Source organism: Bradyrhizobium vignae, assembly GCF_004114425.1.
GTDB classification, from domain to species: domain Bacteria; phylum Pseudomonadota; class Alphaproteobacteria; order Rhizobiales; family Xanthobacteraceae; genus Bradyrhizobium; species Bradyrhizobium vignae.
Genome location: NZ_RDQF01000023.1, coordinates 51,849 through 75,934 on the forward strand (window position 1 = coordinate 51,849; position 24,086 = coordinate 75,934).

20 protein-coding genes and 3 pseudogenes are annotated in these 24,086 nt (G+C 64.7%); 14 read left to right on the forward strand and 9 right to left on the reverse strand.

Annotated features, from left to right (window positions below):
• Nucleotides 1-42 precede the first annotated feature (42 nt).
• On the forward strand, nt 43-300 hold the full coding sequence (locus EAV90_RS20660; protein WP_129144514.1) for a hypothetical protein: 258 nt from the start codon (nt 43-45) through the stop codon (nt 298-300).
• Nucleotides 301-653: 353 nt separating this feature from the next.
• On the opposite strand, the gene EAV90_RS20665 is transcribed toward EAV90_RS20660, so the two are convergent.
• The 4 genes from EAV90_RS20665 to EAV90_RS20680 form a co-directional block, all read right to left on the reverse strand.
• Nucleotides 654-2,381 (reverse strand): methanol/ethanol family PQQ-dependent dehydrogenase, encoded by a 1,728-nt coding sequence (locus EAV90_RS20665; RefSeq protein ID WP_122402170.1) that lies wholly within the window; start codon nt 2,379-2,381, stop codon nt 654-656.
• 115 nt (nt 2,382-2,496) lie between these two features.
• On the reverse strand, nt 2,497-3,147 hold the full coding sequence (locus EAV90_RS20670; RefSeq protein WP_129144515.1) for a QcrA and Rieske domain-containing protein: 651 nt from the start codon (nt 3,145-3,147) through the stop codon (nt 2,497-2,499).
• Nucleotides 3,148-3,396: 249 nt separating this feature from the next.
• Nucleotides 3,397-3,861, reverse strand: coding sequence for a group III truncated hemoglobin (locus EAV90_RS20675; RefSeq protein ID WP_129144516.1), 465 nt, complete (start codon nt 3,859-3,861; stop codon nt 3,397-3,399).
• Between the two features lie 133 nt (nt 3,862-3,994).
• Complete coding sequence (locus EAV90_RS20680) at nt 3,995-4,846, reverse strand: 3-hydroxybutyryl-CoA dehydrogenase (RefSeq protein ID WP_122402168.1); 852 nt, start codon at nt 4,844-4,846, stop codon at nt 3,995-3,997.
• A 472-nt stretch (nt 4,847-5,318) separates the two neighbouring features.
• On the opposite strand from EAV90_RS20680, the gene EAV90_RS20685 reads away from it, so the two are divergent.
• A complete protein-coding gene (locus tag EAV90_RS20685; RefSeq protein ID WP_122402167.1) occupies nt 5,319-6,017 on the forward strand; it encodes an ABC transporter permease in 699 nt (232 codons plus the stop codon).
• Here EAV90_RS20685 and EAV90_RS20690 read toward each other — a convergent pair.
• A complete protein-coding gene (locus EAV90_RS20690) occupies nt 5,991-6,800 on the reverse strand; it encodes an ABC transporter substrate-binding protein (RefSeq protein WP_129144517.1) in 810 nt (269 codons plus the stop codon). The two genes, EAV90_RS20685 and EAV90_RS20690, sit on opposite strands and share 27 nt — an antisense overlap.
• Nucleotides 6,801-7,100: 300 nt before the next feature.
• Here EAV90_RS20690 and EAV90_RS20695 point away from each other — a divergent pair, with 300 nt between their 5' ends.
• The 4 genes and pseudogenes from EAV90_RS20695 to EAV90_RS20710 all read left to right on the forward strand — a co-directional run.
• On the forward strand, nt 7,101-8,234 hold the full coding sequence (locus EAV90_RS20695) for a hypothetical protein (RefSeq protein ID WP_129144518.1): 1,134 nt from the start codon (nt 7,101-7,103) through the stop codon (nt 8,232-8,234).
• Nucleotides 8,235-8,297: 63 nt separating this feature from the next.
• A complete protein-coding gene (locus EAV90_RS20700) occupies nt 8,298-8,576 on the forward strand; it encodes a Plug domain-containing protein (protein WP_129144519.1) in 279 nt (92 codons plus the stop codon).
• Between the two features lie 148 nt (nt 8,577-8,724).
• Nucleotides 8,725-9,612: a BJP family subclass B3 metallo-beta-lactamase gene (blaBJP, locus tag EAV90_RS20705; RefSeq protein ID WP_122402163.1), complete on the forward strand. Its 888-nt coding sequence runs from the start codon at nt 8,725-8,727 to the stop codon at nt 9,610-9,612.
• Between the two features lie 311 nt (nt 9,613-9,923).
• Nucleotides 9,924-10,520, forward strand: a pseudogene (locus EAV90_RS20710) (GGDEF-domain containing protein); the annotation flags it as partial.
• A 324-nt stretch (nt 10,521-10,844) separates the two neighbouring features.
• On the opposite strand, the gene EAV90_RS20715 reads toward EAV90_RS20710, so the two are convergent.
• Complete coding sequence (locus EAV90_RS20715) at nt 10,845-12,095, reverse strand: IS110 family RNA-guided transposase (protein WP_129144543.1); 1,251 nt, start codon at nt 12,093-12,095, stop codon at nt 10,845-10,847.
• Nucleotides 12,096-12,210: 115 nt separating this feature from the next.
• On the opposite strand from EAV90_RS20715, the pseudogene EAV90_RS20720 reads away from it, so the two are divergent.
• Nucleotides 12,211-12,693 (forward strand): annotated as a pseudogene (locus EAV90_RS20720) (EAL domain-containing protein); the annotation flags it as partial.
• 50 nt (nt 12,694-12,743) lie between these two features.
• Nucleotides 12,744-12,866 (forward strand): annotated as a pseudogene (locus tag EAV90_RS40670) (TetR/AcrR family transcriptional regulator); the annotation flags it as partial.
• 5 nt (nt 12,867-12,871) lie between these two features.
• Here the strand turns inward: EAV90_RS40670 and hutU are convergent.
• The 3 genes from hutU to hutI are packed head-to-tail and all read right to left on the reverse strand — an operon-like array spanning nt 12,872 to nt 17,341.
• Complete coding sequence (hutU, locus tag EAV90_RS20730; RefSeq protein WP_129144520.1) at nt 12,872-14,542, reverse strand: urocanate hydratase; 1,671 nt, start codon at nt 14,540-14,542, stop codon at nt 12,872-12,874.
• A 13-nt stretch (nt 14,543-14,555) separates the two neighbouring features.
• Complete coding sequence (gene hutH / locus EAV90_RS20735) at nt 14,556-16,130, reverse strand: histidine ammonia-lyase (protein ID WP_129144521.1); 1,575 nt, start codon at nt 16,128-16,130, stop codon at nt 14,556-14,558.
• A complete protein-coding gene (gene hutI / locus EAV90_RS20740) occupies nt 16,127-17,341 on the reverse strand; it encodes an imidazolonepropionase (RefSeq protein ID WP_129144522.1) in 1,215 nt (404 codons plus the stop codon). The genes hutH and hutI overlap by 4 nt, the downstream gene beginning before the upstream one ends.
• A gap of 85 nt (nt 17,342-17,426) precedes the next feature.
• On the opposite strand from hutI, the gene EAV90_RS20745 reads away from it, so the two are divergent.
• The 6 genes from EAV90_RS20745 to EAV90_RS20770 all read left to right on the forward strand — a co-directional run bounded on the left by EAV90_RS20745 (nt 17,427) and on the right by EAV90_RS20770 (nt 23,404).
• The gene (locus EAV90_RS20745) at nt 17,427-18,785 is read left to right on the forward strand and encodes a formimidoylglutamate deiminase (RefSeq protein WP_129144523.1); all 1,359 of its coding nucleotides are present in this window, start codon (nt 17,427-17,429) and stop codon (nt 18,783-18,785) included.
• Nucleotides 18,782-19,510, forward strand: a complete 729-nt coding sequence (gene hutC / locus EAV90_RS20750; protein WP_129144524.1) for a histidine utilization transcriptional repressor HutC — start codon at nt 18,782-18,784, stop codon at nt 19,508-19,510. Before EAV90_RS20745 ends, hutC begins: the two co-directional genes overlap by 4 nt.
• A 105-nt stretch (nt 19,511-19,615) precedes the next feature.
• Nucleotides 19,616-20,560 carry an ABC transporter substrate-binding protein gene (locus EAV90_RS20755; RefSeq protein ID WP_122406530.1) on the forward strand — a complete coding sequence of 315 codons (945 nt, stop codon included), beginning with the start codon at nt 19,616-19,618 and terminating at the stop codon, nt 20,558-20,560.
• A gap of 63 nt (nt 20,561-20,623) precedes the next feature.
• On the forward strand, nt 20,624-21,397 hold the full coding sequence (locus tag EAV90_RS20760; protein ID WP_122402158.1) for an ABC transporter permease: 774 nt from the start codon (nt 20,624-20,626) through the stop codon (nt 21,395-21,397).
• Nucleotides 21,394-22,179, forward strand: coding sequence for an ABC transporter ATP-binding protein (locus tag EAV90_RS20765; RefSeq protein WP_162500180.1), 786 nt, complete (start codon nt 21,394-21,396; stop codon nt 22,177-22,179). The genes EAV90_RS20760 and EAV90_RS20765 overlap by 4 nt, the downstream gene beginning before the upstream one ends.
• The gene (locus EAV90_RS20770; protein ID WP_129144525.1) at nt 22,172-23,404 is read left to right on the forward strand and encodes a Zn-dependent hydrolase; all 1,233 of its coding nucleotides are present in this window, start codon (nt 22,172-22,174) and stop codon (nt 23,402-23,404) included. Before EAV90_RS20765 ends, EAV90_RS20770 begins: the two co-directional genes overlap by 8 nt.
• Nucleotides 23,405-24,086: the final 682 nt, after the last annotated feature.

Sequence of the window (24,086 nt, forward strand, 5' to 3'; positions counted from 1 at the left end):
GCGGCCTCGCGCCGTTTGCATCGATCTGACAGGAGCAGATCGATGACCAACATCTCCAAGGCGCTCGCAGTCTCGCTGTCGAGCGCCTTTCTTTTGACCACCACTGGTGCGTTTGCCCAGACCAACACGACGCCGCCGACGACCGCCACGCGGCCGACAGCGCCCGATCAGAACTCGCTTCCCAACGCCAATGCCCCGCCCGCTTCGACCACCCAGACCACGGGGCAGCACAATCCGGACCCGAAGGTTCGCGAAATGAACCAGAAAGAGAAGGGCAAGGTGGAGCGCGAGGGGAAGTAGGCTTTGCAGGCAGCGCCGTTATGGCCACGGTCCACATCCTCGCCGGTGCCAATTGATGTACCCTCTCCCCCTGTGGGAGAGGGCCGCGAGGCTGGGTGCCACGATCTCGCTTGGGTGAGGGGTTTGCCTCCGCAACAACGGGTCGCACTCGTTACTCGCGGAGAAAACCCCTCATCCGGCGCTTCGCGCCACCTTCTCCCACATCCGCCTTCGCCAGGGCTTCGGCGGACATGAGGGGAGAAGGAAGACAGCGCGCCACAGCAAAAATGCGGCGGGCGTTGCCGTCCGCCGCATTCGCCACCCCCCGGCTGCTCCGCTTCTTTCGATCCGCCCGCGGAGCTATTTCTGCGGAGCTATTTCTTCAGTGCGAAGACCCAGATGACGCCGCCCTGCGGCACATTGGCTTCGATGCCGATATTGTTGGTCACGAGCGCATCCTGGATGCGCTGCGCATCCACGCCCCATCCCGACTGGATCGCGATGTACTGCGTGCCGTCGATCTCGTAGGACACCGGCATGCCCATGATGCCGGAGTTCGTCTTCTGCTCCCACAGCAGCTCGCCGGTCTTGGCGTTGAAGGCGCGGAAGTTGCGGTCGTTGGTACCGCCGGCGAAGACGAGATCGCCCGCAGTCGCCGTCACCGAGCCAAACAGCTGCGATTTCGGGAAGTTGTGCTGCCACACCTTCTTGCCGGTGGCGGGATCCCAGGCCTGAAGCTCACCGAAATGATCCGCGCCAGGCTTCGCCTTGAGGCCGATGTCCTCCGGCTTGGTGCCGAGCCAGAGCTCGCCAGGCTTCAGCGCGACCTTCTCGCCGGTGAAGCCGCCGCAGAAATTCTCGTTGGCGGGTACGTAGACGAGACCGGTCTTCTGGCTGTAAGCCGCGGACGGCCAGTCCTTGCCGCCCCAAAGCGAGGGGCAGAACTCCACGCGTTTACCGAGGACCGGCTTGTGGGCGGGATCGACGATCGGCTTGCCGGTCTCGGGTTCGATGCCCTTCCAGACGTCGGTGGAGACGAACGGCCAGCCGGCGACGTAGTTGATCTTGGTCGGTGTCCGCTCGAGCACCCAGAAAATCGCGTCGCGTCCCGGATGGACCAGACTCTTGATGTTGCGGCCATCGCGCTGCAGGTCGATCAGCATTGGCGCTTCGACCTCGTCCCAGTCCCAGGAATCGTTCTGGTGATACTGGTGATGGGTCTTGATCTTGCCGGTGTTGGGATCGAGCGCGAGCACCGATGATGTGTAGAGATTGTCGCCGGGATGCGAGTCGCCGGGCCAGGGCGCGGCGTTGCCGACGCCCCAATAGATCGTCTTGGTCTCCTTGTCGTAATTGCCGGTCATCCAGGCCGAGCCGCCGCCGTTCTTCCAGTCGTCGCCCTGCCAGGTGTCATGGCCGGGCTCGCCTTCGCCCGGAATGGTGAAGGTGCGCCACAGCTCCTTGCCATCCTTGGCATCGTAGGCGGCGACATAGCCGCGCACGCCGAACTCGCCGCCGGAGCCGCCGACGATGACCTTGCCGTCGACGATGAGCGGCATCAGGGTCATGTACTGGCCCTTCTTGTAGTCCTGCACCTTGGTGTCCCACACCACCTTGCCGGTCTTGGCATCCAGTGCGACGACGTGATCATCCGTCGTGGCAAGGTAGAGCTTGTCCTCCCAGAGGCCGACGCCGCGGCTGGTCGGATGCAGCTGGAACAGATCATCGGGGAGCTGCCGCTTGTAGCGCCAATATTCGTCGCCGGTCTTGGCGTTCAACGCGATCACCTGCCCCATCGGGGTCGCCACGAACATCACGCCGTTGTTGACGATCGGCGGCGCCTCGTGGCCTTCGATGACGCCTGTGGCAAAGGTCCAGACCGGTGTGAGGTTTTTCACGTTGGAGGTGTTGATCTGGTCGAGCGGGCTATAGCCGTGCCCGTCATAGGTGCGCCGGTAGAGCATCCAATTGCTTGGCTCCGGATTTTCCAGCCGCTGCGCGGTGACCGGAGAATAATTCTCGATCGGGCCCGACACGGCGGCCGTCGAGGCGAGGCAGGTGAAGGCGACGAAGCCGGACAGGTACCATTGCTTCCTGGTCATGGACGTTCCCCTTTTTCATCCGTTTGAATTCTTGTGAATTCTTGTCGTTCGTCCCGTCGTCCGCCCATCGGCGGAGGCGGCCTCTCGTGACGCGGGCAATGGCCCGTACCATCCATCATCCTGGCTGCGCGGCACCTACCTTTCCGATGAAGTTGCCGGCGACGCTCAGCGAACCGTCAGCGAGCGCCAACGGCAGCGCTGCAAGCCGTCGCGGCGCCGGCCCGAACACGACCTGCGCGCCCGCGCGGGGATCGTATTCGGAGTTGTGGCACATGCACTTGAGCACCTCCTTGTCACCGACATCGCTCTTCACCCAGGCGGTGACGGGGCAGCCCGCATGCGAGCAGATCGCGGAATAGGCGATGATGCCGTCGACGGCCCGCGCGCGGGTCTTCTCGTCGAGCTCGGCGGGATCGAGCTTGATGATCAGGATCTCGTTGAGCCGTGAGGCACTGCGCACCACCGCTGTGTTGGGATCCTTCGGCCAGGCATGAACCGGCGGTCCGCCCGCCGTCAGATCGGCCGCAGTGATGAGTTTCCCTTCCTTGTCGCCCTCGGAAAAGACGAGCAGATCGCCTTTCTGCGGCCGCTCGTCGGAGCCGGGCGGATCATCTGCACGCGCGTGGGTGGAACAGCCGAGACATGCGGTGGTCGCCAGCGCACCCAGCAGCAGGATTCGTCGCGTCTGCCTCGTGCCTGCGTCAACGTCGGGTTCCGCAGGACCCTCGGAGAACGAGGAATTGGGATCGAACGATGCACAAACCATACGCGCTAGCAGGCGCTGGAACTCTGCCGAAAAGAAGGCGAAGAATTGGCGCCGCAATGCATCAATGTGGCTTTGCTCGCGTGGATTGAACGAGAACGACCGCAAAGCGAGCGCGTTTTCGCGAATTCCATATCGAAATGCGCGGACGGCATGATGATTTTGCAGATCAGCCCGACGATGTAGGAATTGGTGCAACGCGCCAATCACCGGCGACGCGAGCCGCGCGTTTTTCAGCAGGCATTCTGCATGTCACGACCTGAGCACGTGACGCGGCGAAGCGATGCGGCCCGCAACAGTTGCCGATGCCATTTCAAAACTGTCGGCGATACGACGCGCCTTGTCGATGAACAGCGCAGCCGCCGCCGGCGGACAGACTTCGCGCGCGGTCTGTTCGAACAGGTCAAGCCAGCGGTCGAAATGGCCGCCAGCCAGGCTCAGCGGCAGGTGCGTCCGCATCGGCGAGCCGTGATAGCGACCGCTCATCAGCACGACCGACGACCAGAAATCCCGGAGCTTGGCGAGATGCTCGTCCCAGTTCTGGACGATCGCAAAAACCGGACCAAGCAGGGCGTCCTCGCGTACGCGCCCGTAGAAGCGCGTGACCAGTTCCCCGATCATCTCCTCGGTGATCCCGGTGCGCTCGATCGCGTCCTGAGTCAGCAGGTTCCGCCGCGCAGCCGCCGCCTCGCGTTCGGCCTTCAATCGATCCGACATGTCCTCTCTTGTCCGTCTGTTGTTCCCGCGAGCCGTCCATTCGTTGTCGGGCCGATTGCACGCGGCGTCTTTGTCGCAGCGCAAATTGCGGTCTGTGGCGGCGGACGCAGAGTGCCCGCCGCCAATGCCTTCATCAGGCGCTATAGATGTAGAAGCCCTGCCCGGTCTTGCGGCCGAGATGGCCGGCATCGACCATCTCTTTCAGCAGCGGCGCTGGCCGATATTTAGGATCGTTGAAGCCCTTGTAAAAGACCTCCATCACCGAGAGCATGGTGTCGAGCCCGACGAGATCGGCAAGCGCCAGCGGCCCGATCGGATGGTTGCAGCCGAGCTTCATGCCGGCATCGATCTCTTCCGCCGTCGCGATCCCCTCCTGGAGCGCGAAGATCGCTTCGTTGATCATCGGGCAGAGGATGCGGTTGACGGCAAAGCCCGGGCTGTTCTTCGCCGTGATCGCCACCTTGCCGACGCGCTTGGCGAAATCCAGCGCCTGGGCGTGGGTGTCGTCGGAGGTCTGCAAGCCGCGGATCAGTTCCAGCAACGCCATCACCGGCACCGGGTTGAAGAAGTGCATGCCGATGAAGCGGTCGGGACGATCGGTTGCCGCTGCAAGCTTGGTGATCGAAATCGACGAGGTATTGGTCGCGATCAGCGTACGCGGCGACAGCGTGGCACAGAGATCCTTCAGGATCTTGACCTTGAGCTCCTCGTTCTCGGTGGCAGCCTCGATGACGAGGTCACAATCCGACAGCTTCGCCCGATCGGTCGTGCCGGTGATGCGCTTCAGCGTCGCCTCGCGATCGGCCGCCGACATCTTCTCTTTCTTGACCAGGCGGTCGAGGCTGCCGCCGACGGTCGAAAGCCCACGGTTCACGGCCGCATCGGAAATGTCGACCATCACGACTGAGAGTCCGGCCGCGGCGCAAACCTGCGCGATGCCGTTTCCCATGGTCCCTGCCCCGATGATGCCAACGGTTTGGATCATTGCGTCACATCCTTCATCTTTGCGGGCGAGCCAGTAGCAGCCGGCCCCATTGTTCCTGCATCAGGGTCTAGCACCGTCACCGGGCGGGTGCGACCTGATCCTGTCGCTTCCTAAGTGCATCCACGGGCGGAATAAAGCCGTCCACGGCCGCACCGCGCCAGGATTTGGGCTCCTCCCTGCCCGAAATGGCCGGATCTTGTGCCCTGCGGCCCCTGCACAGCTCGATGAAGGCCCGGCGTCGGGCGCCCGATCCATATGGACCAAAGCTCACCTGAGCACCCCGAATTGTGACCCCTTGATTGTGGCGGCCGCAGCGGCCAGAACCGGTGCAGTTGCCATCCGAGGATGTGCAGGGGGGGGGACCCGGCTCGCCATCGACGCCGGCCGAAGCTGTCAGGGGGCTGCCAAGGATGAAGGAGTGCGCGACAGACGTGGTCACCGGCATCGAGCCGGCGCAACAGCGTCAGGCCGGATGAACGATTTCGCGCGATCCGTCGGTGCCGCCTTCACGCTAATCGGCGAAGCCGACGCCGAGCTGCTGGGCATCGTCGCATTGTCCGTACGGGTCAGCCTGAGCGCCAGCATCATCGCGCTCCTGATCGGCGCGCCGTTCGGGGCCCTGCTTGCGATCACTCGTTTCCGGGGGCGTCAGGTCATCGTCATTCTGACCAATGCGCTGCTCGGCCTTCCGCCCGTCGTGGTCGGGCTTGCTCTCTATCTGCTGCTGTCGCGGTCCGGCCTGCTCGGAGCTGCGGGCCTGTTGTTCACGCCGGCCGCCATGGTGATTGCGCAGACGCTGCTGGCCACGCCGATCGTGGTGGCGCTGGTGCACCGGCCGGCAAGCCTGCTGTGGGCGGAATACGGCGACCTGGCGCGGATCGACGGGCTGTCAGCGCTGCGCAGCATGGCCCTCCTGTTCGCGCTCGGCCGGACCTCGTTGCTGACGGCCTTTCTCGCGGCGTTCGGGCGCGCCATTGCGGAAGTCGGTGCCATCATCATCGTCGGAGGCAACATCCGCGGCTTCACCCGCACGATGACGACAGCGATCGCGCTGGAAACCAGCAAAGGCGATCTGCCGCTGGCGCTCGGGCTCGGACTGATCCTGCTCGCCCTGAGCGTCGCGGTGTCGACCGTCGCCTTCGTGTTAGTGGGACGCGTTGGGGAAAAATAGCTGCTCGCCGCCGACCTTGTATCCGGCTATCGCTTCCTGCCCCTTCGACGAGATCAGCCAATCGATGAAGGCCTGCCCGTCCTTCGCCTTCACATTCGGATGCTTTTCAGGATTCACCAGCATGACGCCGTACTGGTTGAAGAGCCGCTTGTCACCCTCGGTCAGGATGGCGAGTTCGCCACGGTTCTTGAACGACAGCCAGGTGCCGCGGTCCGACAGGAGATAGGCGTTCGACGATGAGGCCATGTTCAGCGCCGGGCCCATGCCCTGACCAATCTCCCGGTACCAATTGTCTTTGCCGGCACTGAGGTCGACACCCGCCTCTTTCCATAATCGCAGCTCGGCCGCGTGCGTGCCGGACTTGTCGCCGCGCGAGATGAACGGCGCCTTGGCCGCGGCGATCTTGCGCAGCGCATCCGTGACGTCCTTGCTGCCGGCGATCTTCGCGGGGTCGCTCTTCGGGCCGACGATGACGAAGTCGTTGTACATCACGTCGAACCGCTTCACGCCCTGCCCTTCGGACATGAACTTGTCTTCGGCCGCCCGGTCGTGGACGAACACGACGTCTGCGTCCCCGCGCCGCCCGATGTCCAGTGCCTGACCGGTGCCCACGGCGACGACCTTCACGCTGATGCCCTCAGCCTTCGCAAACAGCGGCAGCAAATGGCCGAACAGCCCAGACTGTTCCGTCGAGGTGGTCGAGGCCACGGTGATGGTGCGGTCCTGTGCGAATGCGATGGTGGACCAGAGCAGAACCGCTCCGATCGTGACAAGCTTCCTCATGCGCCGTCCTCGACCCGACAATGACGGTCCTGAATAGCCGCTGGCGATGACGGCGGGAAGCCCACCTTAGGTCGCAACGACAATTGATGCGCGCGCGTGTGGAGGAAGCGCGAACTCCAATTCGCTAAGCGGGATGAAATTCGCCACGCACAGTGGACGCGTGGATGTTCTGCAATTGGTCCTCCCTACATTGACACGGATGTGACGGCCGGGGCAGGTTTTCACATTGCTCGCGAATCAGCGATAGCCTCACGCCGAGTACCTCTTGGACAACTCCCAGTGCTTTCGAGACTGATATCGTTGCTGCGCCGCATCCCTGCGGTGAACTGGGCGTTTACCCGACTTTGGCCCTCGCCGCACAGCGGCAACATTGAGGCCACGCCGATCGCCACAGATGCTTCGCCCGCCGTCGTCGAAGACGTCGCGGCCACTGCTCAAGCGGCAATCGCCGAGATCGGCACCGACCTGGTACATGGCGACGCTGACCTCGCCACCCAGGCTCCGGTCGCGGAGAACAACGCGGCTGTGTCTGGCATCGCGGAGAATCCGTCCGACGATATCTGCATCAGCGAGGACTCATCGCCGGAAAGCGTAACGGAAATCGAGGCACCCGCGACGGCACCCGTCGCCGAGGCGGTGTTGGTTTCATCGGCCGATGCGGAGAACGAGCCAGTTGCGGGTTCTGACCTCGCCAGCATTGGCGAAGCATCGCCCGCTGAAGTCGATTCCGTCGTTGCAGAAGAGGTTGTGGTTTCATCATCAGACGTCGCGACCGCTTTGACTGATGCTTCGGATGCCGTCGTCGAGGCTGCTCCCTCGCCCGAGGTTTCCGCCGGGATCGAAATGGTCGCCGTCGAAGCAATCCCGGTCCTCCTCGGCGAGGCCGATAGCGTTCCGGCTAATGTCTCTGAAACCCCTGCCGACAGCGGCGGCCCAGCGCCCCCCGTCGAGATCGCGCCGGCCCCCGGAAACGATCTTCCGCTCGCCACAGCCATTGCGACGGCAGCGGACGAACCATCCAGCGACGTCACCGACATCGAACCGACTCCGGCTCTCGCGTGTCCTTCTCCAGAGATCCGCAGCGCACCGAAAGTTCGCGCGAGAGCCGCGGAGCCCGCCGATCGCACCGCGTTGATCCGGCAGCGCTGGGCCGAGAGCGGAATCAGGATGTGGAATCCGCGGCTTCACGGCACCGGCGAGGCCGCGCTGAACATCCAGGGGAGCGTCGGGCTGCTGCCGCCGGCGCCCGGCGAGACAATGCCGCGCTACGACAAGCTGGAATTCAAGATGCTCGGCGGACAGATCGTCTGTGAGGGCGTCATCGTCGAGGCGCCCGCACAGGCGAGCCATCGCAGTTTCACGCGGCTCGCCGAGCCGCGGACCGTCGAGCGGATCCGCGAACCGGCGCGGGAGCGCCGGGCCGTTCCCGCCTGATCCTTTCTTCTGCGACCACATTCACGATGTGCTAGGCTGATGTCCCGATATGGGAGGTCGCATATGCGCGCAAGGCCGTTGCTTCTAGTCGTGATCGCCTTTGCGATCTCACAGCCGGCACTCGCCGCGGGCAAACGGCCACGTCCTGCAGCCACGGCTGCTCCCGCCACCGATCCGGCAGCGCCCTACAAGGCCGATCGACTCTCTTCCTCACGCGGAGAGACGATCCTGAACACGCCCGGCCAGACCACCGTGCTGACGCGACAGGTCCTCGACGACATGAACGCGACGAGCCTGAGAGGCGCGATGCGCTCGACCGCCGGGGTGACGATCGGACGCTAGGCGTTGTGCACGCCTTTCGGCCGAAATGCCGCCATTCCGACCCGGAGTCTCCGACATGAAACAGTTGCCCCGGAAGCCGGCCGCAACGTAACCTCGGCGCCGGTGGAGCCCCGGCAACCGCCCGATCAAAAACTGTGGGAGGCAAATCATGAGAAGACTCGCGGCCGCGCTTTGCGCACTGGCTCTGTTCGCAACGGGCGCGCAAGCGCAGACCATCAAGGATTTCCTCGGAGCGGTGATGCAGAAATGGACGGCGCCGTTCGAGCCGTTCCAGCTCATCGGCAACATCTACTATGTCGGGACCGAAGGCATTGCCGTCTACGTCATCAGGACATCGCAGGGCCTGATCCTGATGGACACGGCGATGCCGCAGTCGACCGGCATGATCAAGGACAATATCGCAAAGCTCGGCTTCAAGGTCGCCGACATCAAGGTAATCCTCAACACGCATGCGCATCTCGACCACACCGGTGGCTTCGCCGAGATCAAGAAGGAGACCGGCGCGCAGCTCGTGGCCGGCGAGCGCGACAAGCCGCTGCTCGAAGGCGGCTACTATCCCGGCGACGAGAAGAACGAGGCTCTCGCCTTCCCGCCGGTGAAGGTCGATCGTGTCGTGAAGGAAGGCGACAAGATCACGCTCGGCGACACCACGCTGACGGCGCATGCGACGCCCGGCCACTCGCCGGGTTGCACGAGCTGGCAGATGACCGCCAAGGACGGCAAGGAAGACCGCGAGGTGCTGTTCTTCTGCAGCGGCACGGTTGCGCTGAACCGGCTGGTCGGCCGGCCGACCTATCCCGGCATCGTCGACGATTACCGCGCGAGCTTCGCCAAGGCCAAGGCGATGAAGATCGACGTGCTGCTCGGGCCGCATCCGGAGGTCTATGGCATGCAGGCCAAGCGCGCGCAGATGAAGGAGGGCGCGCCGAACCCGTTCGTCAGACCGGGAGAGCTTGCAACCTACGTCACCGGCCTGTCGGAAGACTTCGACAAGCAGCTCGCCAAGCAGACCGCAGCGCTCCAGCCTGCGAAATAGCCCTCATCTGGCCTCTGCATCGATGGTGCTCCTCACCTCTCGCCGACGGTGAGGGGGACCGAGCCCACCGGCTGCCACGATGGTTGGCAGGCCGTAGCTGCGGTGAAAACGGGCGACTACTTGTGTCTGAGACACAGGCCCCTTGCCGGCCGGACATCCTTAACGAGACCTCACCAATGCACGCGACCGGAACCTCCTGAGGTAGCGTGCAACCGGTGCTGGTCTTCCGCGCACGCCCCGGTCTAACGCGCCCTTTACCCGGACCGTGCAAGATCGCCCGCGTTTTCAGGGACTCCGGGGTTCGTATTTCAATGCCTATTGCCGATTTGAAGTCTCACCTTGCCGCCGCGATGCGGTTGTTTCGCGTTCCCGCCGACAATCCGGATCTGGCACGCGCGCAGTTCGACGCGTTCTCCAAGCTGATCCCGCTGCTCTATTTCATCCTCATCAGCAACACGATCGCAGTCGCCTACACCTATCTGAACGTGGCGCCGGACTGGTTGACGATGATCGTGCCGAGCGTGCTGACAGTGCTCGCAGGCTTGCGGACCTTCTGGTGGCTACGCCAGCGTCACCTCGTGCGCAGCGATGCCGACATCCTGCGCAATCTGCGCGCCACCAACTGGCTGACCCTGCCGATCGGCGCTGGCTTCACCGCCTGGTCCTTCGCGCTCTATGCCTACGGCGATCCCTTTGCCAAGAGCCAAGTCGCCTTCTACATGGCGGTCACCGTGATCGGCTGCAGCTTCTCGTTGATGCATTTGCGCTCGGCCGCGTTGATCGTGACGCTGATCGTCGACGTGCCCTATGTGCTGTTCTTCTTCGCCACAGGCGAGCCGACGCTGAAGGCGATCGCGGTCAACAATCTCCTGGTTTCCGGCGCGATGGTGACGGTGCTGTTCATCTACGGATGAGATGGACAAGCGATTTTTAATGATCGCCCCGATGACGATTGGGGAAATCGCGTCCATTCTTTTGTTCGGCCGCGGCGGGGCCATTCTTCCGTCCCGGCCACCGATCTCGCAGCCGCCGCGCGCAGGGTCGGTCAAGGCTGGCCGCGTTTGCGGCCACCGCACGGCTTGGCCTTGACCGGCCCGAGCACGGCGGCATGCTGGCGTGGAACGGGACTGCATTCCTGGCTGGCACTTGCCGTCAGCGGCGGTTATGGTTGTCGGGCGCGGGCGACCTCGTGGCGAAGCGTGACGCGTCGGCTGAAAGCGTCACCGAACTGCCTATTTTGTCCTGCCGAGCTGAGGCGCCCGCGCGCCGGGTTTTGGCCGCCGCGGTTTCCATTGCGACACCATTCGTTCGTAGTTTCGCTCCGCCTGGGCGGCAATCAACATCTCACGGTTGCGCAGCGCCGCGATGTTGTAGGCATAGGCTGGTCCGCGCCGGCTGCCCTTCTGTTGCGGATGTCCAGCTTGAAGTTGCATTGCGCGGGTCTTGTTGGCGACCAGCGCCGGACGCGCCCACAGGTAATCCTCGCCCTTCGTCAACAAATGCCAGCAGAGCACCGTGAGCTTGCGAGCCACGGCCACCGCGGCGACCTGATGGCCACGCCGGGCGCGAATCCGCACGAAAAAAGCATGCAGTGGACCGGGCGCCTTGGCCGCGGCCCAGGCGGCCTCGACCAGCATGGCGCGCGCGTGACTGCGGCCGGTCTTGCTGATGCGACCGTGATGGGCGGCTCCCAGTCCCGACTGCCGCACCCGCGGGTTCAGCCCGAAATAGCTCACCAGCTTCTGCGGGCTGTTGAACCGGCTGATGTCGCCGATCGCCGCCACGATGCCGGCGGCGACCGCCAGATTGACGCCGGTGATCGTCATCAATCTGTTGACCGCGAGATCGTCGATGGCGTCCTGCGCGATCTCACGGTCGAGCAGAGCCAGGTCTTCCGCCAGCCGGTCAAGCTCACGGACATGCCGATCGATGGCCGCGCGCTCATCGTGCGGCAGCTGTTGGGCCCCCAACCACGCCCGGCCGCGGGCGTTGAAAAGATCGGCATGCGGACACTTCGGGATTAGGTGCGCGTGCAGGATCGAATGCACCTCGTTCTTGAGCCGCGTGCGATGCCGCACGACCTGGTAGCGCCGCGCCACCAGCCGACGCTTGCGTTCGGTCTCCGCGTCAGGCGTCCAGATCTGCGGCAGGTACCCGGCCGCCTGCAGACTGGCGAGCGTGCCGGCATCGATCTTGTCGGTCTTAACGTGAGCCTGGGCGATCGCCTTCACCTGCAGCGGATTGGCGATAATCACCCGTGCCACGAACGGCGCCAGAACCCGCGACACCGCCATGCTGTTGGCAGTCGCTTCGACCACCACCTCATCACTGGCCAGCAGGGTCTTGCCAAATCCCTCCAGCGCAGTCCGCGTCATATCGATGCGGCCCGCATGTCGGAGCCTGCCGTCCTCCCAAAACACCACCTCGCCGAAAGTTCGGTGGACGTCGTGCCAATCACCCGTCGCATTCGCACCTCCTGCCAGACATATGACGGGAGCTGCGGGCGACACGAGAACTACGGATTCGCGCTCCCAGCGCAACCGGGCGAGTCGCAGAGGCGGCCAGCTACTAACTCGAGCTCTCGGCTCATCGAATAACATGCCGCTGATCTCCATCATCGAGAAGAGTGGGCTAGCGCCACACCGGATCGACTTCGAGATTACCGAGACCGCCGTCACCTTCGACTTCGTGCGCGCGCAGCAGTCGATCGCGACGCTGAAGGCGATGGGTTGCGGCATTTCGCTGGACGATTTCGGCACCGGCTATTCGTCGCTGAGCCACGTCCACCGCCTGCCGCTGGACAAGATCAAGATCGACCGCAGCTTCGTTTCCGACATCAACGAGAATCCCGTCAGCCACAAGATCATCAAATCGCTCACGGGCCTCTGCGACGACATGGAGATCGCCTGTGTCGTCGAGGGCGTCGAGACCCGCGCCCAGCTCGACAGCCTGCGCCGCCTGGGATGCGACTTCATCCAGGGTTACTATTTCGCCAAGCCCATGCCGGGCGATGCGATTGGAGACTATCTGGTGAAGGAACAGCTGCGCCTCGAAGGCACTAAGGCCAAGGTCATTGCGTAAAGTCAGACCGCGCAGTAGCTCACAGCCTTCATAGCGCAAGAAGCCGGCAGATCCGCAAGTTCATCTACGCGACGCCGATTCCGCCCGATCTCGGCGCCATCGTCCGCGACGCCGTCCAGACTTTCATGGACGGTGCCGAGACGACGATGCCAAGGCTGCTGCAAAGCGACTGACGGCGCTACTTCGACAGGCTCGGCAGATCGAGCCCCTTGTCGCGGGCGCAGTCGATCGCGATCGCATAGCCAGCATCGGCGTGGCGCATGACGCCGCTCGCAGGATCGTTCCACAGCACGCGCTCGATGCGCTTCGCCGCCTCCGGCGTGCCGTCGGCGACGATGACCATGCCGGCGTGCTGCGAATAGCCGATGCCGACGCCACCGCCATGATGCAGCGACACCCACGTCGCGCCGCTGGCGCAATTGAGCAGCGCATTGAGCAGCGGCCAATCGGACACCGCATCCGATCCATCCTTCATCGCCTCGGTCTCGCGGTTGGGGCTCGCCACCGAGCCGCTGTCGAGATGATCGCGGCCGATCACGATCGGCGCCTTCAATTCACCACGCGCCACCATCTCGTTGAAAGCAAGGCCGAGGCGATGACGATCGCCAAGGCCAACCCAGCAGATCCGCGCCGGCAGGCCCTGGAATTTGATGCGCGCCTTCGCCATGTCGAGCCAATTGTGCAGATGCTCGTCATCAGGCATCAGCTCTTTGACCTTGGCGTCAGTCTTGAAAATGTCCTCGGGATCGCCCGACAGCGCGGCCCAGCGGAACGGCCCGATGCCCCGGCAGAACAAGGGACGAATATAAGCGGGAACGAAGCCGGGGAAATCGAACGCGTTCTTCAGGCCCGTATCCTGCGCCATCTGGCGAATGTTGTTGCCGTAGTCGAGGGTCGGAATGCCCTGTGCATGGAAATCCAGCATGGCCTGGACGTGCTCGACCATCGACGTCTTCGAGGCGCGCTCGACCGCCTTCGGATCGGCGGCGCGCCTGGCCCCCCATTCCGCGAGCGTCCAGCCCTTCGGCAAGTAGCCGTTGATCGGATCATGCGCGCTGGTCTGGTCGGTGACGATGTCGGGCTTGACGCCGCGACGCACCAGCTCCGGGAAAATCTCTGCGGCATTGCCGAGCAGGCCCACCGAGACCGCCTTCTTCGTCTTCGCGGCCTCCGTCATGACCGCGAGCGCTTCGTCGAGCGTTGCAGCTTGGCGATCGAGATAGCCGGTACGCAGGCGCATCTCGATGCGGCTCGGCTGGCATTCGACCGCGAGCATCGACGCACCGGCCATGGTCGCCGCCAGCGGCTGCGCCCCGCCCATGCCGCCGAGGCCAGCGGTGAGAATCCATTTTCCGGCAAGGCTGCCGCCGTAGTGGCGACGGCCGACCTCGACGAAGGTTTCATACGTGCCCTGCACGATGCCCTGGCTGCCGATATAGATCCAGGAGCCCGCCGTCATCTGGCCGTACATCATCAGACCCTGACGATCGAGCTCGTTGAAATGATCGAGCGTCGCCCAGTGCGGCACGATGTTCGAGTTTGCGATCAGGACGCGCGGAGCATCGGCATGGGTGCGGAAGACGCCGACCGGCTTACCGGACTGCACCAGCAGCGTCTGGTCGCCTTCGAGCTTGCGCAAGGCCGCAACGATCCGGTCAAAGCTCTCCCAGTCACGCGCGGCGCGGCCGATGCCGCCGTAGACGACGAGCTCGCTCGGGCGCTCGGCCACTTCAGGGTCGAGGTTGTTCATGAGCATGCGCAGCGGCGCTTCCGTCAACCAGCTCTTGGCGCTGATGTCGCTGCCGCGGGGCGCGCGGATGGTGCGGTCGTTGTCCAGTCGGCGGTTCATGCGGAAGACCTCTTCAGTCAAGTCTCGTTTCATCAAGTCTTGGAAACGGATCGGTTGGAAGCGCCGTGAGCGCGATGGTCGGCAGCGCATCGGCTTCGATCAGCGCGGCGGCCTTGGCGAGATCGCCCGCCATGTAGCGGTCGGCGCCAAGCGCGGGCACCTGCTCGCGCAGCTCGGAAATGACGGCGGCCAGCGGCGCGCTGGTCGCATGCGGCGCGCGCAGCGTGATGCCTTGCGCGGCGACCAGAAGCTCGATGCCGAGAATTGCGGCGAGATTGTCGGCCATATCGGACAGGCGCCGCGCCGCATGTGCGGCCATCGACACATGATCCTCCTGGTTGGCACTGGTCGGCGTCGAATCGATCGAGCAGGCGAGCGCGCGCTGCTTGTTCTCGGCATAGAGCGCGGCCGCCGTCACCTCGGCGATCATGAAGCCGGAGTTGATGCCGGGATCGGGGGTGAGGAACGGCGGCAGGCCGAAATTCAGCGCGGGATCCACCAGCGTCGCGATGCGTCTCTCGCTGATCGTGCCGATCTCCGACAGCGCCAACGCGATGGTGTCGGCGGCGAAGGCGACCGGCTCAGCATGGAAATTGCCACCGGAGACGATCTCGCCGGTCTCGGCCAGCACCAGCGGATTGTCCGTGACGGCATTGGCCTCGACGATCAACGTATGCGCGGCCTGCGTGATCAGGTCGAGCGCTGCGCCCGCGACCTGTGGCTGGCAGCGCAGGCAATAAGGATCCTGCACGCGCTCGTCGCCTTCGAGGTGAGAGAGGCGGATGTCGCTGCCGTCGAGCAAGGCCATGAGTGTTTCAGCCGCCGCGATCTGCCCGGCATGGCCACGCAGCGCCTGAATTTCGGGACGGAACGGCGCCGTCGAGGCCATCGCCGCATCCACCGACAATGCGCCGGTCACGAGCGCGGCACGGGCGAGGCGAAATGCACGCAGCACGCCTGATATGGCATAGGCGGTCGAGAATTGCGTGCCGTTGATCAGAGCAAGACCTTCCTTGGGCCCGAGGGTCAGCGGCGCGAGACCGGCGGCCTTGAGGGCCTCGGCGCCCGACACCGTTTTTCCGTCAACGATCGCCTGTCCTTCCCCGATCATCACGGCCGTCATATGTGCAAGCGGGGCAAGGTCGCCGGAGGCGCCTACAGAGCCCTGCTGTGGCACCAGCGGATAGACATTCCGCGCCAGCATGTCCTGCAGCTGCTCGATCACCTCGCGGCGCACGCCGGAGGCGCCACGCCCGAGCGAGATGATCTTCAGCGCCATCATCAAGCGGATGATCGGCTCGGGCGTCGCCGGGCCGACGCCGCAGCAATGCGAGACGATGAGATTGCGCTGGAGCAGCACGGTCTGGTCCGGCGGGATGCGCTTCGATGCGAGCTTCCCGAAGCCGGTGTTGATGCCGTAGACGGGGACATCCGCGCGCGCCGCTCTTGCGACGATCTCCGCCGCTGCTTCGATGCGCGGCCAGAATGAGGGATCGAGCACGACGGGCGCACCGTCGAGCACGCGCGCGAGATCATCGAGACTCACCGCCCCCGGCTCGACGACGATCGAGGTGTCCTGCTCCATCATTGCCCCCTCCAAACCCGGCGGTGCAGCGGATTGAAGCCGATGCGGTAGACCAGCTCGGCCGGGCGCTCGATGTCCCAGATCGCAAGGTCGCACCACTTGCCGGCCCCTAACGTGCCGGCCTCGTCGAGCACACCGAGCGCCCGCGCACCTTCGCGGGTGACGCCGGCGAGGCACTCGGCCACATTCATCCGGAACAGTGTCGCGCCCATGTTCATGGCGAGCAGCAGCGAGGTCAGCGGCGAGCTGCCGGGATTGCAGTCGGTCGCCAGCGCCATGGGAACACCATACTTGCGGAACGCCTCGACCGGCGGCTTCTGCGTCTCGCGGATGAAGTAGAACGCACCGGGCAGCAGCACCGCCACCGTGCCGGACTTCGCCATTGCGGCAGCGCCGGCTTCGTCGGTGTGCTCCAAATGATCGGCCGACAGTGCGGCGTATTTTGCGGCAAGCGCGGCGCCGCCGAGGTTCGACAGCTGGTCGGCATGCAGCTTCACGGGCAGCCCAAGCCCTCTCGCGGACTCGAACACAAGTGCGGTCTGCTCGGCCGAGAACGCGATCCCTTCCATGAAGGCATCGACGGCATCGGCAAGGCCGGCCTTGGCGACCGCGGGCAGCATCTCCTTGCAGACGAGATCGATGTAGCGATCCTTGTCGCCATCGGCCTCCACCGGCAGCGCATGCGCGCCGAGAAAGGATGTTCGGATCGCAACGGGCCGCTGGCGACCGAGAATTCGCGCGGCGGAGAGTTGCCGCATCTCGGTTTCAACATTGAGGCCATAGCCGGACTTGATCTCGACGGTGGTCGCGCCCTCGCCGATCAGCGCATCGAGCCGCGGCAGCGCACTTGCGACGAGCCCGGCTTCGCTCGCCTTGCGCGTCGCCGCCACCGTCGAGACGATGCCGCCGCCGGCGCGCGCGATCTCTTCGTAGCTTGCGCCCTTCAGACGCAGCTCGAATTCATGCGCACGGTTGCCGCCGTAGACCAGATGGGTGTGGCAGTCGACGAGCCCGGGCGTGATCCAGCGCCCCTCGCAATCGATCCGCTCGATCGCATCCGCATCAACAGGAAAATCCGCCTGAGCACCCGCGTAGACGATATGGCCGCCGCGCGCGGCGATCACACCATGCTCGATCTCCCCGAGATCGGGACGGTCGGCCCGCATCGTCGCGAGGCGGGCATTGTGCCAGATCCGGTCGAAGCGCTCTGCCATGAGGATATCCATTCGCCGTCGGATGCTTGACTTATATGTCTAGACATATAATCGTAAGCCGGTTCTGTCCAGCCGGCGTGTAATCATGACCCGACTGCATTTCGCTTCCGCGCTCCTGCCTTCGGGCTGGGCCAATGACGTGCAGGTGGTCGTCGCCGCCGGCGCGATCGCGGCGGTGACGCCGGGCGTGGCGCCGGCCGCCGGCGACGAGCGCCACGCGATCGCGCTTCCTGGACTGGCGAGCCTGCACAGCCACGCGTTCCAACGCGGCATGGCGGGGCTTGCCGAATTGCGCGGCGATTCCACCGACACGTTCTGGACCTGGCGCGAGACGATGTATCGCTTTGCGCTGGCAATGACCCCCGACGACGTCGCGGCGGTCGCGACGCTGCTCTATGTGGAGATGCTCGAGCAAGGTTTTACCCGAGTCGGCGAATTCCATTATCTGCACCACGACCCGGATGGCTCGCCCTATACTGATCTCGCCGAGATGGCCGCGCGGATCGCGCAAGCTGCCGAGGCCTCCGGCATTGCGCTCACGCTGCTGCCGAGTTTCTATGCGCATAGCTCTTTTGGGGGCGCGGCGCCGCATGCCGGGCAGCGCCGCTTCATCTGCTCGGTCGATCAGTTCGCTGAATTGATGACGGCCTCGCGCAAGACCATAGCAAATCTGCCGGACGCCAACATCGGCATCGCCCCGCACAGTTTGCGCGCAGTGACGCCGGACGAACTTCGCGCGATCATGCCGCTTGCTGACGGCGGGCCGGTGCACATTCACGCCGCCGAGCAGGTGAAGGAAGTCGAGGACTGCCTGGCCTGGTCGGGAAGACGCCCGGTGCAATGGCTGCTGGAGCACGCGCCCGTCGATCGGCGCTGGTGCCTCATTCACGCGACGCACACGACAGACGCGGAGATCGCTGCATTCGCAGGGACCGGCGCTGTCGCGGGTCTCTGCCCCATCACCGAGGCGAGCCTCGGGGATGGTATCTTTCCAGCGCGTGAATTCCTCGATGCCGGCGGCACATTCGGCGTAGGCACCGATTCCAACGTGCTCGTCGGAATCGCGGATGAACTGCGACAGCTCGAATACGGCCAGCGCCTGAAGCATCGCCAACGCAATGTCCTTTCCGGCGGCGCAGGCCGCTCGACGGGACGCACGCTGTTCGACAACGCGCTCGCGGGTGGCGCACGAGCGCTTGCACAGCCGATAGTCGGCCTCGCGCCCGGCGCGCGTGCCGACATCGTCACGCTGGACAGCGCCCATCCGTCGCTGGCGGGACGCAGCGGCGACGCCGCTATCGACGGCTGGATCTTTGCCGCAGACAACGGCGCAATCGATTGCGTCTGGGCCGGCGGCCATAAGGTGGTCGAAGGTGGTGGCCATAAGCTGCGCCGGGTTGCCCGCGAGCGCTTCAACACGGTGGTACGGAGGCTCGTCGCATGAGCCTCGCCACCGATGCTGCGGACCAGCCGACGCTCTACAAACGCATCCGCGCCGACATCGAGAAGCGCATCCTGACCGGCGAGTGGCCGCCCGGGCATCGCATTCCGTTCGAGCACGAACTGGTCGCGCGCTACGGCTGCTCGCGCATGACCGTGAACAAGGCGCTGTCGGAGCTCGCGCAGGCCGGCCTGATCGAACGGCGGCGGCGCGCCGGCTCGTTCGTGCGCCGGCCGCAACATCAGTCGGCGGTGCTCAAGATCGCCGACATCCGCGCCGAGATCACCGCGCTCGGCCGCACTTACGGCTATGAGCTGATCCATCGCAAGCTGCGCACTGCGACCACCGCCGACCGTGACCGTCTCGGCGTCAAGAAAGCCGGCAAGGTGGTTGCCATCACCTGCCGGCACAGCGCCGACAACGTACCGTTCGCCGTGGAGGACAGGCTGATCGACCTGTCGTCCGTGCCGAATGCCGCCACGGCGGATTTCTCGCGCGAGCCGCCCGGCTCGTGGCTGCTTCACCATGTCCCATGGACAGAGGCCGAGCACACGATCAGCGCCATCGTTGCCGACGAGCGCACAGCGGAGACGCTCGACATCGCCGTCGGCGCGCCCTGCCTCGTGATCGACCGCTACACCTGGCGCAGCGCAAGGACCATCACCGCCGTGCGCCTGCTTTATCCCGGTGACTCTCACCGCCTTGTCGCCCGATTCAAAGGAGGCTGAGAGGATATGTCGGCACAAATCGTGCAACGCTTCGGGCAACGGTCCATGCGGGACCACAATGATCATCAGGACGTCAATCCATCGATCGGCAAGAGGACGACAATCATGCGTAGTTCGACAATATTTGCGACAATCATTGCTCTTGCGGCCGCCACTCCGGCGCTCGCCGACGACGTCAAGGTCGGCGTCGGCATCTCCGGATGGACCGGCTTCGCGCCGCTGACGCTGGCGAAGGAGGCGGGCATCTTCAAGAAGAACGGTCTCGACGTCACCATCAAGAAGATTCCGCAGAAGGACCGCCACCTCGCGATTGCTTCCGGCGACATCCAGTGCGCGGCGACCACGGTCGAGACCTGGATTTCCTGGAACGCCAATGGCGTTGCCACCAAGCAGATCTTCCAGCTCGACAAGAGCTATGGCGCCGACGGCATGGCCGTGCGCAACGACGTCGCCGCGATCAAGGACCTGAAGGGCAAGACGGTCGCCGCCTCCGCGCCCGGCACCTCTCCCTATTTCGCGCTCGCCTGGATGCTGAAGAAGAACGGTCTCACCACGAAGGACGTGACCGTGGTGAACCTCGAGCCGGCTGCGGCCGCGCAGGCCTTCGTCTCCGGCCAGAACGATGCCGCCATGACTTATGAGCCGTATCTGTCGACCGTGCGCGCCGCACCGGATAAGGGCAAGATCATCGCGACCACCCTGGACTACCCGATCGTGATGGACACATTCGGCTGCACGCCGAAATTCCTGACGGAAAATCCCAAGGCCGCCAAGGCCCTCGCCGACAGCTATTTCGAGGCGCTCGACATGATCGGCAAGGACCAGGCCAAGGCTTACGAGATCATGGGCGCCGACGTGAAGCAGACCGGGGAGCAGTTCGGCAACTCGGCAAAGTACCTGCGCTGGCAGGATAAGGCCGCCAACCAGAAATTCTTCGCCGGCGACTTCCTGACCTTCAACAAGGAGGCCGCCGAGCTCCTGCTCGAGATCGGCATCATCAAGTCCGCGCCGAAGGTCGAAGACCTCTACGACGCCAGCTTCATCAAGTAAGATTTCCGCAAACTGCCGGTTCCGCCGAGAGGCGGAGCCGGCACACCATTCGGATACGGTTTGATGCGTCCTCTGGATCCCGTGACATCGAGGCAGCGCGCGGCCTATGGCCTTGCGTTCTTCGTGCTGTTCGTTGCCCTCTGGTCCTGGGCGACGTTCGGCGGCCATGTGTCGAAGACCTTTCTCGCCAACCCGCTGACCATGGTGCAGGAAGGTTTTGAGCTGCTGACGAAGCAGGGCTTCGTGCTCGATATCGGCATGACGATCTGGCGCGTCGTCGGCGGCTTTGTGCTCGCGGCGATCATCGCGGTGCCACTCGGCGTGCTGATGGGCGCCTACAAGCCGGTGGAAGCATTCCTCGAGCCATTCGTCTCTTTTGCGCGCTATTTGCCCGCGTCCGCCTTCATTCCGCTCCTGATCCTGTGGGCCGGCATCGGGGAGTTGCAAAAGCTGCTCGTCATCTTCATCGGCTCGGTATTCCAGGTCATCCTGATGGTCGCGGTGACCGTTGGTGCCACACGACGCGATCTGGTCGAGGCCGCCTACACGCTGGGCGCCAGCGACCGCGGCATCATCCGCCGCGTGCTGCTGCCCTCCTCGGCGCCGGAGATCGCAGAGATCCTGCGGCTGGTGCTGGGCTGGGCCTGGACCTACGTCATCGTCGCCGAACTGATCGGCTCGTCCTCGGGCATCGGTCATATGATCACCGACAGCCAGGCGTTGCTCAACACCGGCCAGATCATCTTCGGCATCATCGTGATCGGATTGATCGGACTGATCTCGGATTTCCTGTTCAAGGCGTTCAACGCCTGGCTGTTTCCGTGGAAGCTCGCATGACGACGCTCAGGATCGAACAGGTTTCGCGCACATTCCCCGCGCGCCACGGCAACGCGCCGACCAGGGCGCTGGAGCCGACCGACCTCACCATCGGCAACAACGACTTCGTCACCATCCTCGGTCCCTCCGGCTGCGGCAAGTCCACGCTGCTGCGCATCGTTGCGGGCCTCGATCGCCCGACCAGCGGCCGCGTCACGCTCGACGGGCGCGAGGTGACCGGGCCCGGCGCCGATCGCGGCATGGTGTTCCAATCCTACACGCTGTTCCCCTGGTTGACGGTGCGCGAGAACATCGCCTTTGGCCTGCGCGAGCGCGGCGTGGCCGAGGCGGCGCGAAACAAGATCGCCGATGCCTTCATCCGCCAGGTCGGATTGTCGGGCTTCGAGAACCACTGGCCGAAGCAGCTCTCCGGCGGCATGCAGCAGCGCACGGCGATTGCGCGTGCGCTCGCCAATGATCCGAAGATCCTGCTGCTGGACGAGCCGTTCGGCGCGCTCGACAACCAGACCCGCGCCTTGATGCAGGAAATGCTGCTCGGCATTTGGGAGCGCGACCAGAAGACCGTGCTGTTCGTGACCCACGATATCGAGGAAGCCATCTTCCTCGGCAGCCGCGTCATCGTCATGAGCGCACGCCCTGGCCGCATCAAAGCCGAAATCAATGTGGACCTGCCGCATCCGCGCTCCTACAAGATCAAGACCACGCCGGAATTCGTCCAGCTGAAGGAACGGCTGGTCGAGGAGATCCGCACCGAGGCGCTGAAGGTTGCCGAACATGCCTGACACTCAGCTCCGCGCCGACGGCAATCGCGTCCTTGCCGATCTCAATGCGCTGCGCGCCATCGGCGCCCATAAGACCGGCGTGCACAAGCCGACCTTCTCCGAGCCGCACAAACAGTCGCTCGACTGGCTGATGCGCAAGCTGCCCGAGGCGGGTCTCTCCGCCACAATCGATGGCATCGGCAACGTGTTCGGCACCAGCGCGAAGCCCGGGCCGAAGCTGCTGGCGGGATCGCATCTGGAAAGCCAGAACTACGCTGGCTGGCTCGATGGCCCGCTCGGCGTCGTCTACGCGCTCGAAGCCGCGCGGGTTCTCAATGCCGATCCTTCCGTGAAAGGCGCGGTCGAAGTCGCGGCCTGGTGCGACGAGGAGGGACATTTCGGTCATTTCCTTGGCTCGCGCTCCTATGTCGGGCAGGTGACCGAGGCCGACATCGATGCCGCACGCGACCGCACCAGCGGCCGCACCATGCGCGATGCACTCGCCGAAATGGGCCTCGCCGGGCGCCCGCGCCTCACCGCCGAGCCGGGGCGCCACGTCGGATATCTGGAAGCGCATATCGAGCAGGGCGACACGCTCGAAAGCAGCCGCCTCGCGATCGGCGTCGTGACCTCCATCGTCGGCATCTGGCAGTACCAGATCAATTTTACCGGCGAGCAGAACCACGCCGGCACCACGCGCATGGCGGTACGGAAGGATGCCGGCCTTGCGCTGGCGAAGTTCTGCGTCGCCATCGACGAGCGCTTTCCGGCTGCCTGCGGCCCGCGCACGGTCTGGACCACCGGGCGCATCACACTCGATCCGGGCGCGCCGAGCATCATCCCCGGTGGCGCAGAGATGCTGTTCCAGATCCGCGACGACGATCCGGCCGTGATCGCGCGGCTGGAGCAATTGTTGCGGGCCATGGCGGAGGAGGTCAGCGCCAAAGGCCCCTGCACCGTCACCGTCACGAAGCTGCGCACCGGCGCACCCGCGAGGATGAGCGCGGGCTTTCAGGATGCGATCGAAGCCGCGAGCAAAGCCTTCGCCGGCGGCCGCTCGATCCGCATGCCCAGCGGCGCCGGGCACGATGCGCAGATGCTGGCGACCGTCATGCCCGCAGGCATGCTGTTCGTGCCCTCGATCGGCGGCATCAGCCATCACTGGACCGAGAACACGGCGGATGCCGATATCGTCACCGGCGCAGAGGTGTTCGTCGACGCTTGCCTCCGCATCCTCGGCAGCTAGCGCTGGATGCGGCTGCCGACCCGTGGCGGTCGATCGCACGCGGCACAAGCGCATCCGTGTCCCGGACAGGCTGCAACGCGCGAAGTGTTGCGGCGCAGAGCCGGGACCCAGGGCGGCACGGCGCGACGATATGGGCCCCGGCTTGATCGTAGCAACGACGGCCAGGACCACACGGTTTTGCTGTACGCGCGGTTCGCTTGTTCGCCACAGGGTCCGATGGCGTTGTGCACGTTGCCATCGAAATGACGAGACGAACCTGACAGCGCCGTTCGTCCGCACGATGCCTTAGGGCTCACGGAGAGCAATCCGCCCTGCCCCTGGCTGTTCGCGCCCGACGCTGCTGCGTCCACCGCAAGCCCGGCTCGCGACAATGACGACCTCATGATCGCCCCTCGAGAATGAGCCGGGATGCGCGATACATACGACAAATCCGAATTTCGGTAATGTGGAATTATTTTCGCGCCGGTGGGTTGACAGCCGGGCGACACACCCCGGTCCCGTAGCGCGGGTCAGCGACTTGACCGCCGTAGCTCGAAGAGCGAGAGGCGGAAGCAACATCCGGGATCTTTGCTGGTGCCGTCCCGGGTCGCGCTACGCTCACCCGCGCTACGGGAGCTTGCTGCAATCGCGACGAGCTGCCCGCGCCTGAGGCGATCTGCGACAATATGAGCGCGCTGCCGAC

Bases quoted from the DNA above. Each gene is read 5' to 3' on its own strand.
- EAV90_RS20660 (WP_129144514.1), top strand. From the start codon at position 43: ATGACCAACATCTCCAAGGCGCTCGCAGTCTCGCTGTCGAGCGCCTTT.
- EAV90_RS20665 (WP_122402170.1), bottom strand. From the start codon at position 2,381: ATGACCAGGAAGCAATGGTACCTGTCCGGCTTCGTCGCCTTCACCTGC.
- EAV90_RS20670 (WP_129144515.1), bottom strand. From the start codon at position 3,147: ATGGTTTGTGCATCGTTCGATCCCAATTCCTCGTTCTCCGAGGGTCCT.
- EAV90_RS20675 (WP_129144516.1), bottom strand. From the start codon at position 3,861: ATGTCGGATCGATTGAAGGCCGAACGCGAGGCGGCGGCTGCGCGGCGG.
- EAV90_RS20680 (WP_122402168.1), bottom strand. From the start codon at position 4,846: ATGATCCAAACCGTTGGCATCATCGGGGCAGGGACCATGGGAAACGGC.
- EAV90_RS20685 (WP_122402167.1), top strand. From the start codon at position 5,319: ATGAACGATTTCGCGCGATCCGTCGGTGCCGCCTTCACGCTAATCGGC.
- EAV90_RS20690 (WP_129144517.1), bottom strand. From the start codon at position 6,800: ATGAGGAAGCTTGTCACGATCGGAGCGGTTCTGCTCTGGTCCACCATC.
- EAV90_RS20700 (WP_129144519.1), top strand. From the start codon at position 8,298: ATGCGCGCAAGGCCGTTGCTTCTAGTCGTGATCGCCTTTGCGATCTCA.
- blaBJP (WP_122402163.1), top strand. From the start codon at position 8,725: ATGAGAAGACTCGCGGCCGCGCTTTGCGCACTGGCTCTGTTCGCAACG.
- hutU (WP_129144520.1), bottom strand. From the start codon at position 14,542: ATGAACCGCCGACTGGACAACGACCGCACCATCCGCGCGCCCCGCGGC.
- hutH (WP_129144521.1), bottom strand. From the start codon at position 16,130: ATGATGGAGCAGGACACCTCGATCGTCGTCGAGCCGGGGGCGGTGAGT.
- hutI (WP_129144522.1), bottom strand. From the start codon at position 17,341: ATGGCAGAGCGCTTCGACCGGATCTGGCACAATGCCCGCCTCGCGACG.
- EAV90_RS20745 (WP_129144523.1), top strand. From the start codon at position 17,427: ATGACCCGACTGCATTTCGCTTCCGCGCTCCTGCCTTCGGGCTGGGCC.
- hutC (WP_129144524.1), top strand. From the start codon at position 18,782: ATGAGCCTCGCCACCGATGCTGCGGACCAGCCGACGCTCTACAAACGC.
- EAV90_RS20755 (WP_122406530.1), top strand. From the start codon at position 19,616: ATGCGTAGTTCGACAATATTTGCGACAATCATTGCTCTTGCGGCCGCC.
- EAV90_RS20760 (WP_122402158.1), top strand. From the start codon at position 20,624: ATGCGTCCTCTGGATCCCGTGACATCGAGGCAGCGCGCGGCCTATGGC.
- EAV90_RS20765 (WP_162500180.1), top strand. From the start codon at position 21,394: ATGACGACGCTCAGGATCGAACAGGTTTCGCGCACATTCCCCGCGCGC.
- EAV90_RS20770 (WP_129144525.1), top strand. From the start codon at position 22,172: ATGCCTGACACTCAGCTCCGCGCCGACGGCAATCGCGTCCTTGCCGAT.